The sequence below is a fragment of the Patescibacteria group bacterium genome (genome assembly GCA_004297215.1).
In the GTDB taxonomy this organism is placed as follows: Bacteria; Patescibacteriota; Patescibacteriia; order UBA9934; family GWF2-40-263; genus 2-01-FULL-63-20.
Window position 1 is genome coordinate 615,290 of record SCUM01000001.1, and the last position, 14,403, is coordinate 629,692.

At 60.6% G+C, this 14,403-nt stretch carries 11 protein-coding genes, 4 tRNA genes and 2 rRNA genes; 7 read left to right on the forward strand and 10 right to left on the reverse strand.

Going from position 1 to position 14,403, the window contains the following annotated elements:
• Positions 1 to 18 precede the first annotated feature (18 nt).
• The 3 genes from EPO34_03095 (at position 19) to EPO34_03105 (ending at position 2,189) form a co-directional block, all read left to right on the forward strand.
• The gene (locus EPO34_03095; GenBank protein ID TAK04114.1) at positions 19 to 669 is read left to right on the forward strand and encodes a hypothetical protein; all 651 of its coding nucleotides are present in this window, start codon (positions 19 to 21) and stop codon (positions 667 to 669) included.
• Between the two features lie 45 nt (positions 670 to 714).
• Positions 715 to 790, forward strand: a tRNA-Ala gene (locus EPO34_03100).
• Between the two features lie 70 nt (positions 791 to 860).
• Positions 861 to 2,189: a hypothetical protein gene (locus EPO34_03105; protein TAK04115.1), complete on the forward strand. Its 1,329-nt coding sequence runs from the start codon at positions 861 to 863 to the stop codon at positions 2,187 to 2,189.
• 416 nt (positions 2,190 to 2,605) lie between these two features.
• Here the strand turns inward: EPO34_03105 and EPO34_03110 are convergent, their stop codons facing one another.
• The 5 genes from EPO34_03110 to EPO34_03130 form a co-directional block, all read right to left on the reverse strand.
• On the reverse strand, positions 2,606 to 3,859 hold the full coding sequence (locus EPO34_03110) for a DNA helicase UvrD (GenBank protein TAK04116.1): 1,254 nt from the start codon (positions 3,857 to 3,859) through the stop codon (positions 2,606 to 2,608).
• Positions 3,860 to 3,916: 57 nt separating this feature from the next.
• On the reverse strand, positions 3,917 to 4,162 hold the full coding sequence (locus EPO34_03115; protein ID TAK04117.1) for a hypothetical protein: 246 nt from the start codon (positions 4,160 to 4,162) through the stop codon (positions 3,917 to 3,919).
• A 29-nt stretch (positions 4,163 to 4,191) separates the two neighbouring features.
• Positions 4,192 to 4,968, reverse strand: a complete 777-nt coding sequence (locus tag EPO34_03120; protein TAK04118.1) for a hypothetical protein — start codon at positions 4,966 to 4,968, stop codon at positions 4,192 to 4,194.
• Positions 4,969 to 5,142: 174 nt separating this feature from the next.
• A 5S ribosomal RNA gene (rrf, locus tag EPO34_03125) occupies positions 5,143 to 5,251 on the reverse strand.
• A gap of 49 nt (positions 5,252 to 5,300) precedes the next feature.
• Positions 5,301 to 8,383: ribosomal RNA gene (locus EPO34_03130) — 23S ribosomal RNA — on the reverse strand.
• A gap of 605 nt (positions 8,384 to 8,988) precedes the next feature.
• Between EPO34_03130 and EPO34_03135 the strand changes: the two genes are divergently transcribed.
• Entirely contained in the window at positions 8,989 to 9,462 is a 474-nt protein-coding gene (locus tag EPO34_03135) for a 23S rRNA (pseudouridine(1915)-N(3))-methyltransferase RlmH (GenBank protein ID TAK04119.1), read from the forward strand.
• Between the two features lie 147 nt (positions 9,463 to 9,609).
• Here the strand turns inward: EPO34_03135 and EPO34_03140 are convergent, their stop codons facing one another.
• The 4 genes from EPO34_03140 to EPO34_03155 form a co-directional block, all read right to left on the reverse strand.
• Complete coding sequence (locus EPO34_03140) at positions 9,610 to 9,846, reverse strand: hypothetical protein (protein TAK04120.1); 237 nt, start codon at positions 9,844 to 9,846, stop codon at positions 9,610 to 9,612.
• A 147-nt stretch (positions 9,847 to 9,993) separates the two neighbouring features.
• Positions 9,994 to 10,071, reverse strand: a tRNA-Ala gene (locus EPO34_03145).
• Between the two features lie 155 nt (positions 10,072 to 10,226).
• Positions 10,227 to 10,829, reverse strand: a complete 603-nt coding sequence (locus EPO34_03150) for an alpha/beta fold hydrolase (GenBank protein ID TAK04121.1) — start codon at positions 10,827 to 10,829, stop codon at positions 10,227 to 10,229.
• An 11-nt stretch (positions 10,830 to 10,840) separates the two neighbouring features.
• A tRNA-Leu gene (locus tag EPO34_03155) sits at positions 10,841 to 10,927 on the reverse strand.
• Between EPO34_03155 and EPO34_03160 the strand changes: the two genes are divergently transcribed.
• The 3 genes from EPO34_03160 (at position 10,906) to EPO34_03170 (ending at position 14,183) form a co-directional block, all read left to right on the forward strand.
• Positions 10,906 to 13,419, forward strand: coding sequence for a hypothetical protein (locus EPO34_03160; protein ID TAK04122.1), 2,514 nt, complete (start codon positions 10,906 to 10,908; stop codon positions 13,417 to 13,419). The genes EPO34_03155 and EPO34_03160 overlap by 22 nt on opposite strands.
• 148 nt (positions 13,420 to 13,567) lie before the next feature.
• Complete coding sequence (locus tag EPO34_03165; GenBank protein ID TAK04123.1) at positions 13,568 to 13,780, forward strand: hypothetical protein; 213 nt, start codon at positions 13,568 to 13,570, stop codon at positions 13,778 to 13,780.
• 19 nt (positions 13,781 to 13,799) lie between these two features.
• Positions 13,800 to 14,183, forward strand: a complete 384-nt coding sequence (locus EPO34_03170; protein TAK04124.1) for a hypothetical protein — start codon at positions 13,800 to 13,802, stop codon at positions 14,181 to 14,183.
• Between the two features lie 87 nt (positions 14,184 to 14,270).
• On the opposite strand, the gene EPO34_03175 is transcribed toward EPO34_03170, so the two are convergent.
• Positions 14,271 to 14,345: transfer RNA gene (locus EPO34_03175), tRNA-Gly, on the reverse strand.
• Between the last annotated feature and the right edge of the window lie 58 nt (positions 14,346 to 14,403).

The following is a 14,403-nucleotide window of genomic DNA, read 5'->3' on the forward strand; positions in this document are numbered from 1 at the left end:
GGCACGGTTTTAAGCACTATGAATCACTCATCCCGCCTGTCGTTCCTTGCCGCAGGACTCGTCCTCTTGGGTGCCGGATGCGGCTCCGATGCCCCGCCGAAGCCTGACGCGTCAAAACCCGTCTCCGAACGACCCGCCGCCGAAGCTCCGTCCCCCGCCCCCTCTGACTCTGTCGCATCCGCCCCCTCGCAAGGCCTGCGGGAGATGCGCGCCGTCGACTTCCCGCTCATCACCAAGGCCGAGCGGTTCATCAACGAGAACCAGGGAAAGAAGCTTGGCAGTGCCGGATACGAGACCATCGTCGACATGGTCGTTGCCGACCCGGACAAGGCCGGAACGTATTACTTCGCCACCTCGGCCTACGACGCGGCCACAGGAGAAAACTTCGTCGGGGTGTATTCCATGGAGGAAACCAGTTACAACTGGTGGCGCGCGTACAAGCATACGTACAAGCGGGGCGATGACGGCTCAGCTCCCGCCCAGCTGCGCGTCGTGGGCAAGAGCGGCTCAATGCTCTATCTCGTCGCGGACAAGGTCGGCGCCATTCGAGCGGATGAGACGCTTATTTCGGACATCGGCCCGCTCCACGCCCTAGACTTAGACAAGCCGCTCGACGGCCTCAAGGAACTGAAGGCGGTCCCGCCGACGCTCGAGGGCAAACGGATCTGACACATTGACTCCCCTCTGTTTTTGAGCTATGATTTGGCCCATTGTGGGCCGTTAGCTCAGCTGGTAGAGCACCTGCTTTGCAAGCAGGGGGTCGTCGGTTCAAATCCGACACGGTCCACCAAAAAACGCCCGGTCACCGGGCGTTTTTTCTATCCTAGCCATTTCCTGCCCTTCTGTTAGCATCAAAGCGTATGAAGATTCCCGTCGTCCTGACTGCCCTGGCACTGGTCCTCTCCTTCCCTTCGCCTGCACAGGCCGCCTCGCCGCGCCCGCCCGCGACCGTGCGCCTCATGGAGGCCGACGGCACGGTCCGTGCCGCGTTCAAGCTCGCGACCGCGAACGCGGCGACCGGATTCACCGTCGCTTCGGCCGATCTCGGGGAGGATGGCGTCCCGGAGCTCATCTTCGGCGCCGGGCTCGGGAACGCCCCGGAGGTGATCGTCACGCGTCAGGACGGAAGCGAGATCGGCCGGTTCCTCGCCTATGCGCCGACATCCGGGATGGGCATCAACGTGGCCGCGTGCGACCTGGATGGCGACGGCACGCCGGAAATCGTCACGGCCGCCCAACGCGGCGGCGGGCCGCACGTGCGCGTGTTCGACAACTTCGGGCAGGCGGAGGATGGCGGCGGATTCTTCGCCTACGACGCCGCGGACCGCAACGGGGTGAACCTCGCGTGCGGGGATCTCGACGGTGACGCCGCAGACGAGCTCGTCACCCTTCCTGCCGCCGGCGCCGCGCCGCTCGTTCGCGTGTGGGACCTCTCGGGCGGGACCGCGGCGCGCACGCAGGAGTTCTATGCGCTCTCCGAGGACGATCGCCGCGGCGTGGTGGGCGTCGTGCATGACCAGGCACTCACCGTGTCGAGCCAGCATGCGAGCAGGACCGCCGTGCGCACGTTCGCGTTCGCGAGTCCGGCGCATCTTGCCGACGAAACCGAGTTCGACGATGCGGCCACGGGCGTCACGGGCGTGCTGTGGATAAATGGCGAGGCAATCCTCTCATCATCGTCCGGCAGCACGCTCATCGATGCGTTCGGCGCGACGTTCGTCACGGTCGCGGACGCGCCGTTCGGGAGCGTGCACGCCGCCGTCGCGGATCTCGAGGCGGACGGGACGGCCGAGCTCGTGGTCGTCGACGGGAAGCCCGCGTTCACCAACGACCCCTCGGAAAAATCCATCGTCGTCGACCTCTCTGAACAACGGTTGTACGCGTACGAACGCGGCATCCTCACGAATACGTTCCTCGTGTCCACGGCCAGGAAGGGATGGGTCACGCCGCCTGGAAAACACGTCATCCTAGCCAAGGTTCCGCTCGTGCATTACGCCGGACCGGGTTGGGATCTTGGCATCATCCCGTACAATCTCCGTTTCCTCCCCCACTACTACATCCACTACGCGCCCTGGAACCGCGCCATCGGCGTACCGATAAGCCATGGATGCGTGAATGCGGATCTCGAGGGCGCGAAATGGATTTACGACTGGGGCGACGCAGGAATCCCGATGGAAGTAAGAACGTGATAGGGGGTAGGTGGTAGTGCGTAGTGCGTAGTTTGGATGAAAAAAAGAAAAGTTTTTCCCAGCTATCACCTACCGACTACCGATTACCTCCTTTTCCTCTTTACACGACTTCAAAAAAATGCTACCATGCTTCTAATCGTCGATCGTTGCGCGTTCCTCGATCACGATTTGCACCATCGCGCGCGTGCGCGGTGACAAATCTTTCGCGGCAGCATCGCAAGATGCGTCCGCGCCTGGCGGGACCTTTACCCGCTGACCATTGGAGGCTATGAAGAAGAGGAAAAAGGCAGCCAAGCGCAAGCCGGCACGGAAGGCGAAGCGCAAGGCCGCTCCCAAGAAGCGCAAGGCGGCCAAGCGCCGCCGCTAGTCCGAAAGGACTCTCAAAAATCCCTCGAGACGCGTCGAGGGATTTTTGATTAGAGGAGATTTCGCTGCGCAGGCTTCGTCGGCCGCCCGTCTCCCAACAGCCTCACGGTCCCGAAGATGCCGTCATACCCTGGCTTAATGTCCACGCGCCCCTCGCGCATGCGGCGGATGGCCTCCGAGACGTTCGGCGTGGACGCGACCTCGGCGATGGCCTCGATGGGGGTGTCGAGCAGGAGCGTGAACTCGTCCGCGACCTGGTCCGTGAGCCTCTCGTACTCGGCACGGACGCGTTTTGACAGGACGCCCACCCCGAACGCGTCCGCGATCACCTCCTCGAGCGGCACGATGCTCTTGAACGGGATCTTGCCCTCCGGCGCCGCTTCCCTGTCCGCGAGCGCCTCGACGCGGTGCTCGACGCCCAGCGTGAGCGGTTTCTTGCAGGTCGGACATCGGCCGCCGAGTCGCTTCGTTTCCTTCGGCGCGCACGAAAACTTGCAGTCCGCGCAGCCGTCGAGGTGGTATTTCCCTTCTTCCGGGAAGAACTCGATGGTGTGGAGGAACCGCTTGGGGTCGCGCGACTTGAGCGCGTCCACGAACGCGTCGTAACTTGGTGCCGCAAGATCGAACACGTTCGCCTCGCGGCCAAGATTGCGCGGGCTGTGCGCGTCGGAGTTGGAGATGAGGGCGACGGTATCCAGCCCGGACAGTCGCCAATTCATCTTCGGGTCGCTGGAAAGCCCGGTCTCGATCGCGTGCACGTGCCTCGTCATGCTTCCGAAGCACTCTTCCAACGAATCGAAGCCGGATTTGCTCCCGAACACGCTGTACCAGGGCGTCCAGGCGTGCGCTGGAACCAGGATGATGCGCTCGTCGATGTCTTTCAGGGCCTTGAAGAGCTCTTCGGAGTCGGTGCCAAGGATAGGCCGTCCGTCGGACTTGCGATTGAACTCTTCCTTGTCGAGCCACGCATTCACCTTCGCGACCGTTTCAAGCGACGGGGCGAACAGCAGGTTGTGCACGCGCCGCGTCTTGCCGCCGCGCTTGTAAATCTGGCTCACCTCCGTCACCAACATGAATCTGACCCCTTTCGCCCCTTCGGCCCCTTTCAACCGATACAATCCCGGCTCGCTCTCCACCAGACGCTCGTTGAGGTGCTCCACCCACTTCGGATGCGTCCAATCCCCGGTCGCGACGACATCGATCCCCTTGCGCGCGCACCACTTCGCGATCGTCGGCAACTCCAACTCCTTCGAGCACGCGCGCGAATGCTTGGAATGCACGTGCCAGTCGGTTATGAGGCGCATAGTGAACGAAAACTTGAAACGTGAAAACTTGAAATCTTGAAATGGCAGCCGCGGGTGTCAGCCTGCGTCGTGGATGGTCGTCTGCCATCCGCAATTCGGACAGACGAGGACGGCTTCGTCCCCGCGCATCTCGATTCGCACGGGCGTACCGCATGATCGGATCGGACAGGAAACGATGTCGGGAAACCGTTCTTTTTTCTGCTGAAGAGCCCGTTGGACCTCCTGCTCGATGTTCTTCGACAGTTTCCTCGCCTCGAACATCGACTCGCGATTCTCCCTGAATTCAGGAGCAAACACGCTCATAGCATCGTTCTTGCCTTACGAACCTCATATCAGCGACCTTTTCTGCGCTCCAGAATGGCCTCCGCGATTTCCTTCTCCTCGACGGAGTTGATGCCGATGGCTTCTTCCGGAGCGATCTCGAGCGTACCGATCTTCTGGCCTTGCGCGAAGGCGAGGGCGACCAGGTCCGTGAGATAGAGCTCTCCCTGGGCGTTGTTCGGCCGCACCTTCTCGATGTTCCCCCAAAGCCAGGCGGCGTCAAAGCACATGAGCGCGGGATTCACCTCGCAGATCGCCTTCTCGTCGTCGTAGGCGTCCTTGAACTCGCGGATGCCGGTAATCCTCCCGCCTGCGTCGCGCAGGATGCGGCCCCAATGCTGGAACACGCGGTACCAGCCGTCGAATGACGGGACGGTGGTCGTGAACATGGTGAGGGCGTTGCGCTCCGCGATGTGCGCCTTGGCGAGCCGGCGGAGCGAGCCGGCGGAGATGAACGGGTGGTCGCCATACAGCACCGCGACCGCGTCGGCGGCACCGACGTTCGCCTTGGCGGACAGCACCGCGTGCGCCGTCCCCTTTTGGAACTCCTGGACGGCATAATCGCATTTCCCGCCGAACGTATCGCAGATGCGCGTGCGCTCATGGCCGATGACGACGACGGGTTTCGCGTCGAGCCCCGAGGCGGCAACGTTCTCGAGCAGGTGCTGCAGGATGGGCTTGTCGCCGACCGGGACAAGCGCCTTGGGGAGATCGCTCTTCATGCGCGTCCCCTTGCCGGCGGCGAGGATGACGACACGGAAGACGGGGGGATCACCTGGCAACGCCATACATCATCCCGATGACGAACCCGACGGCGAATATCGCCGAGACCTTCATCACCGCACACAAGGTGCACGATGTCTTTTTCGGTTCATCCATACGGCCATAAGCTTACCCGATGCCTCCGGCAAAAACAAAACCGGCCGGGTTTGCCGGTCGGCGATGTTTGAATCATGGCAAGGTCCCGGCGTCCACCTACTCTCGCCCAATCGGACTACCATCGGCCCCTGGCGGCTTAACTGCCGTGTTCGGGATGGGAACGGGTGTGACCCGCCGGGAACTGACACCGAGACGCTGCCATGATTCGTACAGAGAAAACACGATTTCAGGATCCGATCTGAAAGTGGTTGTAGAGCTCGACCTATTAGTACCGCTCCGCTCCACGCGTTACCGCGCTTCCACGTACGGCCTATCGACCTGCTGGTCTCGCAGGGGTCTCAAATGAATGCTTATCTTAGGGTCGGCTTCGCGCTTAGATGCTTTCAGCGCTTATCCGATCCGAACACCGCTACCGGGCGATGCCCTTGGCAGGACAACCCGTACACAGGAGGTTCGTGCTTTCCGGTCCTCTCGTACTAGGAAAGCATCCCTTCAACATTCGTCGCCCATGGTAGATAGGAGACCGAACTGTCTCACGACGTTCTGAACCCAGCTCACGTACCGCTTTAATTGGCGAACAGCCAAACCATTGGGACCTTCTCCAGCCCCAGGATGCGATGAGCCGACATCGAGGTGCCAAACCATGCCGTCGATATGGACTCTTGGGCATGATCAGCCTGTTATCCCCGGAGTAGCTTTTGTCCGATGAGCTTCCACCATCCTATATTGAATGGTCGGATCACTAACTTCCGCTTTCGCGACTGCGCGACTTGTAAGTCTTGCAGTAAAGCCGGCTTTTGCGTTTGCACGTCCAGCGCGATTTCCATCCGCGCCAAGCCGACCTTTGTAAACGCCTCCGTTACTCTTTAGGAGGCACCCGCCCCAGGTAAACTACCCACCAGCTTCTGTCCCGACTCCCGGATCACGGGTGCCGGTTAGAATCCACGTAACGCAAGGGTGGTGTCTCATTGGCGCCTTGCGGCTCCCACCTACGCTCAACATGCGGAACATGGACCCAAAAGCAAGTTGTAGTAAAGCTTCACGGGGTCTTTTCGTCTAACCACGGGTAATGAGCATCTTCACTCATCTTGCAATTTCGCCGAGTACTAACCTGAGAGAGTCGTCAACTCGTTATGCCATTCGTGCAGGACGGAACTCACCCGTCAAGGAATTTCGCTACCTTAGGACGATTATAGTTATCGCCGGCGTTCATCCGCGCTTCAGTCGAAGGCTGCCGCCCTTGCGGGCATGACCCCCTTCCTTAACGTTCGGACACTGGCCAGGCATCAGCCCGTATACATCATCTTTCGATTTAGCACGGACCTGTGTTTTTGGTAAACAGTCGGTTGACGTCTTTCGCTGCGGGTCTTCCCCTCCCGGGGAAAACCAGGCCTTATCCCGAAGTTACGGCCACTGTTTTGCCGAGTTCCTTAGGCTAGTTTCTCTCGTACGCCTTGGTGCATTATCGCACCCACCCACCTGTGTCGGTTTCCGGTACGGGTCTGCTTGGGATAGTCCTAGCGGCTTTTCTTGGCTCCGTGTCCTCCCCCCTCGGCTGCCTTGCGGCAGCCTTGAGATCGCCCCCTGGACGTCGCTGGCGGATTTGCCTACCAGCTACCAGGAAGCGCCCAACGCCATAGCCATAGGGCGCGGGGGACTTCACGAAGCGTCCCCGCTTCGGTCCCAAACAGAGCGCAGGAATATTAACCTGCTGTGCATCGGTTACGCCTCTCGGCCTCACCTTAGCTCCCGGCTCACCCTGGGACGATTCGCGTTGCCCAGGAAACCTCGGGTTTGCGGCGGAGGGGACTCTCACCCCTCTTCTTGCTACTTATGCCAACATTCTCACTTCGTACCGCTCCACCAGGCCTCACGACCTGACTTCAGCGCAATACGAATGCTTCCCTACCGCTCCGCCCTGAAAGGGCTGGAACCCTCAACTTCGGCACGTCGTTTAGCCCCGGTACATTTTCGGCGCGGAAAAGCTTGACCAGTGAGCTGTTACGCTTTCTTTAAAGGATGGCTGCTTCTAAGCCAACCTCCTGGTTGTATAAGCCTTTCTACCACCTTCTACACTCAACGACGATTTAGGGGCCTTAGTTTGAGATCTGGGCTGTTCCCCTCTCGACGTATGGAGCTTAGCCCCCATCGTCTGACTGCCGGGAAAACGCATTGGTATTCGGAGTTTGGTTAGGATGTCTACCTTGCGGCGACAGTCCCATTCAGTGCTCTACCCCCAATGCGCTGTTTACCAGCGCTAGCCCACAAGCTATCTCGGGAAGAACCAGCTATTACCGAGTTCGATTGGAATTTCTCCGCTACCCACAACTCATCCCCGTGTTTTGCACAGCACGTGGGTTCGGACCTCCACGGGTTGTTACACCCGCTTCATCCTGGTCATGGGTAGGTCACCCGGTTTCGGGTCGTGTATGTGCCACCATCTCACTTTGTACTCTCGGCACCCTTGCGGATACCTAGAATACAGAGTGAGAACACGCGGGTTAACGCTTGCTTTCACTGCGGCTTCGCCCCGTAGGGCTTAACCAAGCGACACACAGCACACTCGTTGGCTCATTCTTCAATAGGAACGCCATCACCCTTGCGGGCTCTGACTCCTTGTAAGCATACGGTTTCAGATACTATTTCATTCCCCTCACCGGGGTGCTTTTCAGCTTTCCCTCGCGGTACTTGTTCACTATCGATCGGAGCGCGTATTTAGCCTTGCCACATAGTCGCGGCAGGTTCCCACAGGATTTCACGAGTCCCGTGGTACTCAAGATCGGTCGCCACGCGTGCATCAAACGTTTCGCGTACGGGACTATCACCCTCTTTGGTTCCGCTTTCCAGCGGATTCCACTACGTTTCATGCATCGCGCCGGTCCTCAGGAGCGGACCATGCGACCGCCTTACAACACCTTCTACGCAACGGCTCCCGCCTTTCACCGCCAATCACCCATGCAACCGAAGTCACATACGCTCATGACGGTTTCACGTCTAAGGTTTGGGCTGTTCCCTTTTCGTTCGCCACTACTTAGGGAATGTCCTAACGTGTTCGCTCGTTCCCCCGGTTCCCCGGAATCACGAGCGACATAGTTAGCAGTCTTTTTCTTTTCCACTGGGTACTGAGATGTTTCACTTCCCCAGGTGCCCGACGTACACCTATGTATTCAGTGCACGACAATGCGGCATTCCCCGCATTGGGTTACCCCATTCGGAAATCTTCGGATCACAGGTTGCTTGCCACCTCCCCGAAGCTTATCGCAGGCTGCTACGTCCTTCTTCGGCGCGCTCTGTCGAGCCATCCACCGTATGCCCTTATGCTCTACAACCACTTCCAAACCAGATCTCGTTTGCCGCATGTCACCGCTACTTTCGGCGCCATGCGTCGCATCGCCTGAACTATCTGACAATCCAGGTTCCCTGTTCCATTTCCCCGACGCGAGTTGCAAGTCGCGACGACGGGTGCGTGGACATGGATGATCTGAAAGCGATCGTGTGTTCTCTGTCTGATTCAATTGTGAAGGGTCACGCTGGCCCTTCGAGCCAGGGACGAACCGTCGCGTGACGTCTCGTCTCTGTGCCGAAGGATGTCGTTCACCCGCCTTCGCTCTTGATAGAGCTTCGGTGGGTCATCCAGCTGATGCTGGATGAAAAAACCGCGCTTGGCAGCGCGGGGTACACCTTAAATGAAGGTTATCACCCCACGAGCCGATGAAGATTCCCGAACGTGTTTGACACAACGTTGCTCCCTGATCTCCACTTGCCCTCTCTCCATCCCTGCCAGGACATCCGAAATGCTGGGGACAAAGAAGGAAGTGATTACTTTGTAAGTGTCGGCATCTTAAATGAATCGAAAAACCCTGTCAAGGGAACTGTCCCCTGGGTTTCCACAGTAGCGGTGGATAACGAAAATAGGCTAAGATACGCCCATGTATCGCTTTCAGCTGACATCGGTCGGGGACATGCGCAACGAAGCGCTCCAAGAGCTTCGTGACCTGTATGTCGCCCGTCTCCATCCGTTCGCCAAGGTCGACCGGGAGGTGGTGCGTGCTACCCCGTTCCGCTCCGAGGCTGATCGGCCCAAATGCCGAGCCGAGGAGACTGGACGTTTACGCGCCTCTCTAAAGGAGGGGGCATTCACCGTGCTCCTCACCGAAGGCGGCAAGCTGTTCGATACCAAGGGGTTCGCGTCGTGGATGGACAAGACGGCAGAGAGCGGCGCTCGGCCTATCCAGTTCCTCGTTGCCGGCACGCTTGGCACCGAAGCGGAACTCGCAAAGGAAGTGGACATGACGCTCTCGCTCTCCCCCCTCACGTTCCCGCATGAGCTCGCCCTTGTTGTCCTGCTCGAGCAGCTCTACCGAGTGTGCACGGTCGTTACGGGGAAGACGTACCATTATTAGGCAGCTGGTAGAGGGAAAGAAAAACCCTGTCAAGGAGGGCTGTCCCGAGGGTTTCCACAGCATGGATGCGGGTTGAAATAAAGCCAGATTAAAGGAAAAACCCGCTAGAACCGTTGGTCCATCGCGGGTCGCGTCTTGGCAGCCATTTCAGGTGATCTTTCCCAGAGCCCAGTCGAGGTACAAGCCTTCGAGCCGAAGCTTCATGCCGACGATGCGTTTCACGACCACCTCATCGACCTTGCCGGTCTCCTGGGCGTACCGCTCGGCGAGCAAGGTCTCCGTCTCGATCTCTTTCTTTAAGGAGATAATCGCGACGGGACGATAGGGGTTCTCGGCGTGCTCTTGCGCGTGCCTGAACACTTGAAGCGACTCCTCTCGGGTCAAAGTGCGATGTGCCATGGCTTCCTCCTTGTCGGTGCCGAACCTTCTCTATCATCCTAAATGGACACGGTCAATCGAAAACCCACCGAACGCGCGGTGGGTTTTCTTGTCCCGGGCTCGAGCCGAAACGGCTCGCCAACCGAAGTCGGCTGGTGGAATCGACGGGATTCGAACCCGTATCTCTTGGTGGCAACCCTAGCGAGGTTAACCAGTTACCTCCACGATCCCGAATCCGAGCCCGGGATACACAAACAAAACGACCCCCATTTTAAGGAGGGTCGTTTCATTGCCACCAAGAGGATACCGTAGAGGTACTCACCAGGGTTAATGGTATTCAATCACGAAATATCATTTCCGTCAACCCATCTCCTGTGGAAAACCGCTTATGGATTCGCCAGCTCGTCGTGCAAACTGTGGCCGGGGGCGAATTCGAAGGGGCGGGACTTGAGGTCCTCGATCACTTCGACGAGGATCGGATACTCCGCGTCCATGAAGTGGCCACAGCCGTCGGTCTCGACCAGCTTCGCACGGAAGGATTCGGCCAGGCGCTTGGCGTGGTCGATGGGGACCATCGTGTCGTCCTTGGAGTGGACGACGACGTATTCGCGGGCCTTCCACATGAGCACGTCGGCGTCGAGGTCCACGATGAACAGGCGGCGCAGCGCCTGGTTCGACACCTTCCATGGGGCGGCCACCATCACGACCGCGCGCGGGGTCTCGGTCATTTCCACGGCCTCCAGGTACTGCAGGATGATGAACGCCCCCAGGCTGTGTCCCACGAACACGTCGTCGCCGGTGACCGGGCCCACTTGGGAACGCAGCGACTCCACGATCTCCGGGAGCTTCAATTCGCCGTCTTCGCCGAGCTTCAGCCCAAGCCGCGGCGTGACCACGTCGAACCCGCGGTCGCGAAGCGCGCCGGCAAGCGAGGGGATGAACTGCCCGTCGGGAGTGGAATTGAAGCCGTGGACGAGGATGGCTCTCATAGGTCGGTCGGTGGTGCCGGAAGTGGGACTCGAACCCACATGGGATTGCTCCCGCCAGCTCCTAAGGCTGGTGCGTATGCCAATTCCGCCACTCCGGCATGCGTCGCAGTGTAATGAAAGAAGCGGTTTGCGGCAATTATCCACATCCGGACGATTGACGGAAAAGCTTTTTCGTGGTGGAATGAACCTACAAGAGAACACGACCCTCCCTTCCTGGGCGGGTCGTGTTTTTTCTTGCCGCGCGAGTCCCTGGGACGCCAGGGCGCTCATTCACAAACCGACGCCTATGAAATACCTGATCATCATCGGGTTGCTGGTGGCGCTGCCGCGTGCGCCCGTGCGTGCCGAAGGGACACCGGTCGTCGTCCTTTCCGAAGTGGGATGGGCCGGATCGTCGCTCTCCACTGCGGACGAGTACATGGAACTCGCGAACCTCACGGATGCGCCCATCGACCTGTCCGGGTACCGGCTGATCGGCGGCGGGGACATCCTTCTCCCATCCGGAGCGACGCTTCCCGCGCGCGGCACGTTCGTCATCGCGAACTTCGCCGTGGAGGACGTCCGCAGCGCGCTTTCGAGGACGCCGGACTTCGTATCGACCGCCGTCGCCCTCTCGAATTCCGCGCTCGACCTCACGCTTGTCGCGCCGGACGGCACGGTCGTCGACCGTGCCGGGGACGCAGGCGCGCCCGCGGCCGGAAAAGCATCGAGCAGCGGCTCCGGCGCCCGCAGCATGGTCCGCGCCCTGCCGTTTGCGGACGGTTCGCTCGCCTCGTCATGGCGCACGATCGAGACGGCCGACGGGATGGACGAGGGATTGCCGGACCTCGGGACGCCTGGCGTGAACGACCTTGCCGAAGCGGCGGTCGAGACGCCAATGCCAGCCGTGACTGACCCGGTCGCAGCTGAAGTCGAACCGTTATCCGCTTCAGACGAGTCATCCCAAGACGTCGTCGAGACGCCAGAAACGGTGACGGAGCCGGTCGTCGCGCCGCCATCGGACGAACCAATCGTGACGGAGCCGGTCGTAGAACCCGCCCAAGAGAACGTTGTCGTCCTGAGCGATGGCGAAGGACCTTCTGTCGGGCAGCCTCCAATTGAAGATCCCTCATCGGCCGTCCAGACACAGGATGACACGACGACGGTCATCGCCTCCGAACCGATCGAGGTCGTCGCCACGCCAGTGGCGCTCATGCCGACGGTCTTCCCTCCCCACACGCTCCAAATCTCCGAGCTCTATCCCGTTCCCGCATCCGGGGAGGACGAGTTCGTCGAGATCCTGAATCCTTATAACAACCTGATTCCCCTTGCGGGCTGGACGCTGCGGGACGCGTCGGGCGCCAAGACCCCGCTCCCCGACCAGTTGCTCGGGCTCGGTCAGACGGTCGTCCTGAAAAATCCGAAAGGACGGCTCAACAACGACGGGGACGCGCTCGACCTGGTCGCCCCCGACGGCTCCGTGAACGACGCGGTCGCCTACGGCAAGGACGGGCAGAAGGCCGGACGCTCGTTCGTCCGCGTCGAGGACCATCTGGAACTCACGGTCCATCCGACGCCGGGGGAGGCGAACGTGCTCGAACCCGTCGTGACGCAGCCGTCAGTCTTCGACTCCGAGGTCGCTCAGACTCGAGGAGCCGTCATCACGCCGCCGCCAGCGGTTGCGCAGCCGGCCCCCGCTACCCCCTACCAACTACCCCCTACCCCCTCCCTCTATGTCCTCCCTCCCGTATCGGATCACCCAAGCGACGCGGGGATTCGGACGACGGCGCTCGTTCCTGCGCGCGCTCAACCAGTTGTCATTCCGAAGGCGGTCGCTTCTGCAAGATCCGCAGGCACGACCGCCAAGTCTGCTCCCAAGAAACCATCCGCCGCTCCTTCCCGCGTGACCGTCGCTCACGTGGCGGGGATGGCCGTGAACAAACGCGTGGTCGTGACGGCGACGGTGACCGCCGCGCCTGGCGCGATCGGCAAGCAGCTCATGGCCGTCCAAGACGAGACCGGAGGCATCACCGTGTTCAAGAACGACGGGGCGTTCCCGCAGCTCTCCCTGGGCGACCAGGTGGAAATCGCGGGCGTCGTGAGCTCCTCCCGCGGCATGAAGCGCATCCGGCTCGACGCGAAATCCGCGGTCCGGATCCTCGACCATGAGGACGCGCCCGAGGCCGCGGAAACGTCGGATCCTTCAGGGGAAGACGTCGGCGCGCTCATCAAGATGACCGGCCTGCTCGTGAAGACGTCGGCGGGGACGGCGGTCGAGACGGACGCGGGGGCGACCCCCGTGCGCCTTCCCGCCGAGAGCTCGATACGGCCCGGGACGCGCATTGAGGCCACCGGCGTGCTCACCTCGTCCGACGGGAAGTTCAGCCTCCTTCCGCGATCCGCCGCGGACGTGGTCGCCCTTGAGGCGCCAGCCGCCCAGGAACACGCGGCGCCGACGAAAGGGGCGGGGCGGGGCGCCTCCGGCATCGCGCTCACCACGCTCGTCCTCGCCGCGGTCACGACGTTCGTCCTGCGCCCACATGTCCAACGCCTTATCACCCATTATGAAAAACGCCCCGCTCTCCCTCTTCCTGCTCAAGCGCCGGATTGAGAACAAGGCCTATGCGTACGGCGTCTCCTCCGTGGTCGCCACCCTGCTCGGCGAATACGTGGTGGAACTGCTGCGCGCGAGCGCCTCCCACGGCGACCTCTCCGAAGCCGTCGCCCTCTAAACCCTTCATCATTCACCTTCCACTCATATGGCTATCAACGACAAGGCTTCCTGGTTCATGTCGCTCATCGGTTCCATCCAAGGGATGGCGGAAGAGCTCGGTCTCGACGACGTGTCCAGCCAGAAACTGCGCGAATTCGTGCTCGGCATCGCCAAGGAAGAATTCAAGGCCGGCAACCGCTCGGGCATCTCCTGGGCGCGCAAGAACCCGCCCAAGCAAGCCGTTGCTGCCGCCGCGTAGGTTGGTATACTCAGAGCGTATGGAAGACGTTGAATTGCGGGAGGCCTTCGCCGGCATCCACAGACAGTTCGAGAAGATCGACCAGCGGTTCGACCGAATCGACCAGCGGTTTGAGATCATCGACCAACGATTTGAGATCATCGACCAACGATTTGATGCGATGGACCAGCGGTTCGATGGGCTTGAGACGAAATTCGGCGGACTTGAGACGAGGTTCGGCGGACTTGAGCAGCGCTTCGATGGGCTTGAGACGAAAATGTCAACGCAGTTCCGCATCGTCAACGAAAAGATTGATGACCTTGCCGCTGCAACGAAGGCCGGTTTCGAGGAAGCCGGCCGACGCATGGACGACATGGACGTCCGTATCCGCCTCCTATCCCTCGAACGGCGCGTCGCTTCCTGACCCGACAAGAAAACCGCCCCGGCGCCGGGGCGGTTTTCCGTCCGATCCCGTGTCAAACAAAAAGGCTCGTCTGGCGACGAGTCTTTTTGGAGCGGGAAACGGGGATCGAACCCGCGGCCTTCTCGTTGGCAACGAGACGCTCTACCACTGAGCTATTCCCGCAAAAGCCTCTTCTTCTTTTGTGGTCGGGACTGTAACACCGTGTCTCGCGTCTGACAAG

Coding starts and splice junctions, on each gene's coding strand:
- EPO34_03095 (TAK04114.1), top strand. CDS start 19: ATGAATCACTCATCCCGCCTGTCGTTCCTTGCCGCAGGACTCGTCCTC.
- EPO34_03105 (TAK04115.1), top strand. CDS start 861: ATGAAGATTCCCGTCGTCCTGACTGCCCTGGCACTGGTCCTCTCCTTC.
- EPO34_03110 (TAK04116.1), bottom strand. CDS start 3,859: ATGCGCCTCATAACCGACTGGCACGTGCATTCCAAGCATTCGCGCGCG.
- EPO34_03115 (TAK04117.1), bottom strand. CDS start 4,162: ATGAGCGTGTTTGCTCCTGAATTCAGGGAGAATCGCGAGTCGATGTTC.
- EPO34_03120 (TAK04118.1), bottom strand. CDS start 4,968: ATGGCGTTGCCAGGTGATCCCCCCGTCTTCCGTGTCGTCATCCTCGCC.
- EPO34_03135 (TAK04119.1), top strand. CDS start 8,989: ATGTATCGCTTTCAGCTGACATCGGTCGGGGACATGCGCAACGAAGCG.
- EPO34_03150 (TAK04121.1), bottom strand. CDS start 10,829: ATGAGAGCCATCCTCGTCCACGGCTTCAATTCCACTCCCGACGGGCAG.
- EPO34_03160 (TAK04122.1), top strand. CDS start 10,906: ATGCCAATTCCGCCACTCCGGCATGCGTCGCAGTGTAATGAAAGAAGC.
- EPO34_03165 (TAK04123.1), top strand. CDS start 13,568: ATGGCTATCAACGACAAGGCTTCCTGGTTCATGTCGCTCATCGGTTCC.
- EPO34_03170 (TAK04124.1), top strand. CDS start 13,800: ATGGAAGACGTTGAATTGCGGGAGGCCTTCGCCGGCATCCACAGACAG.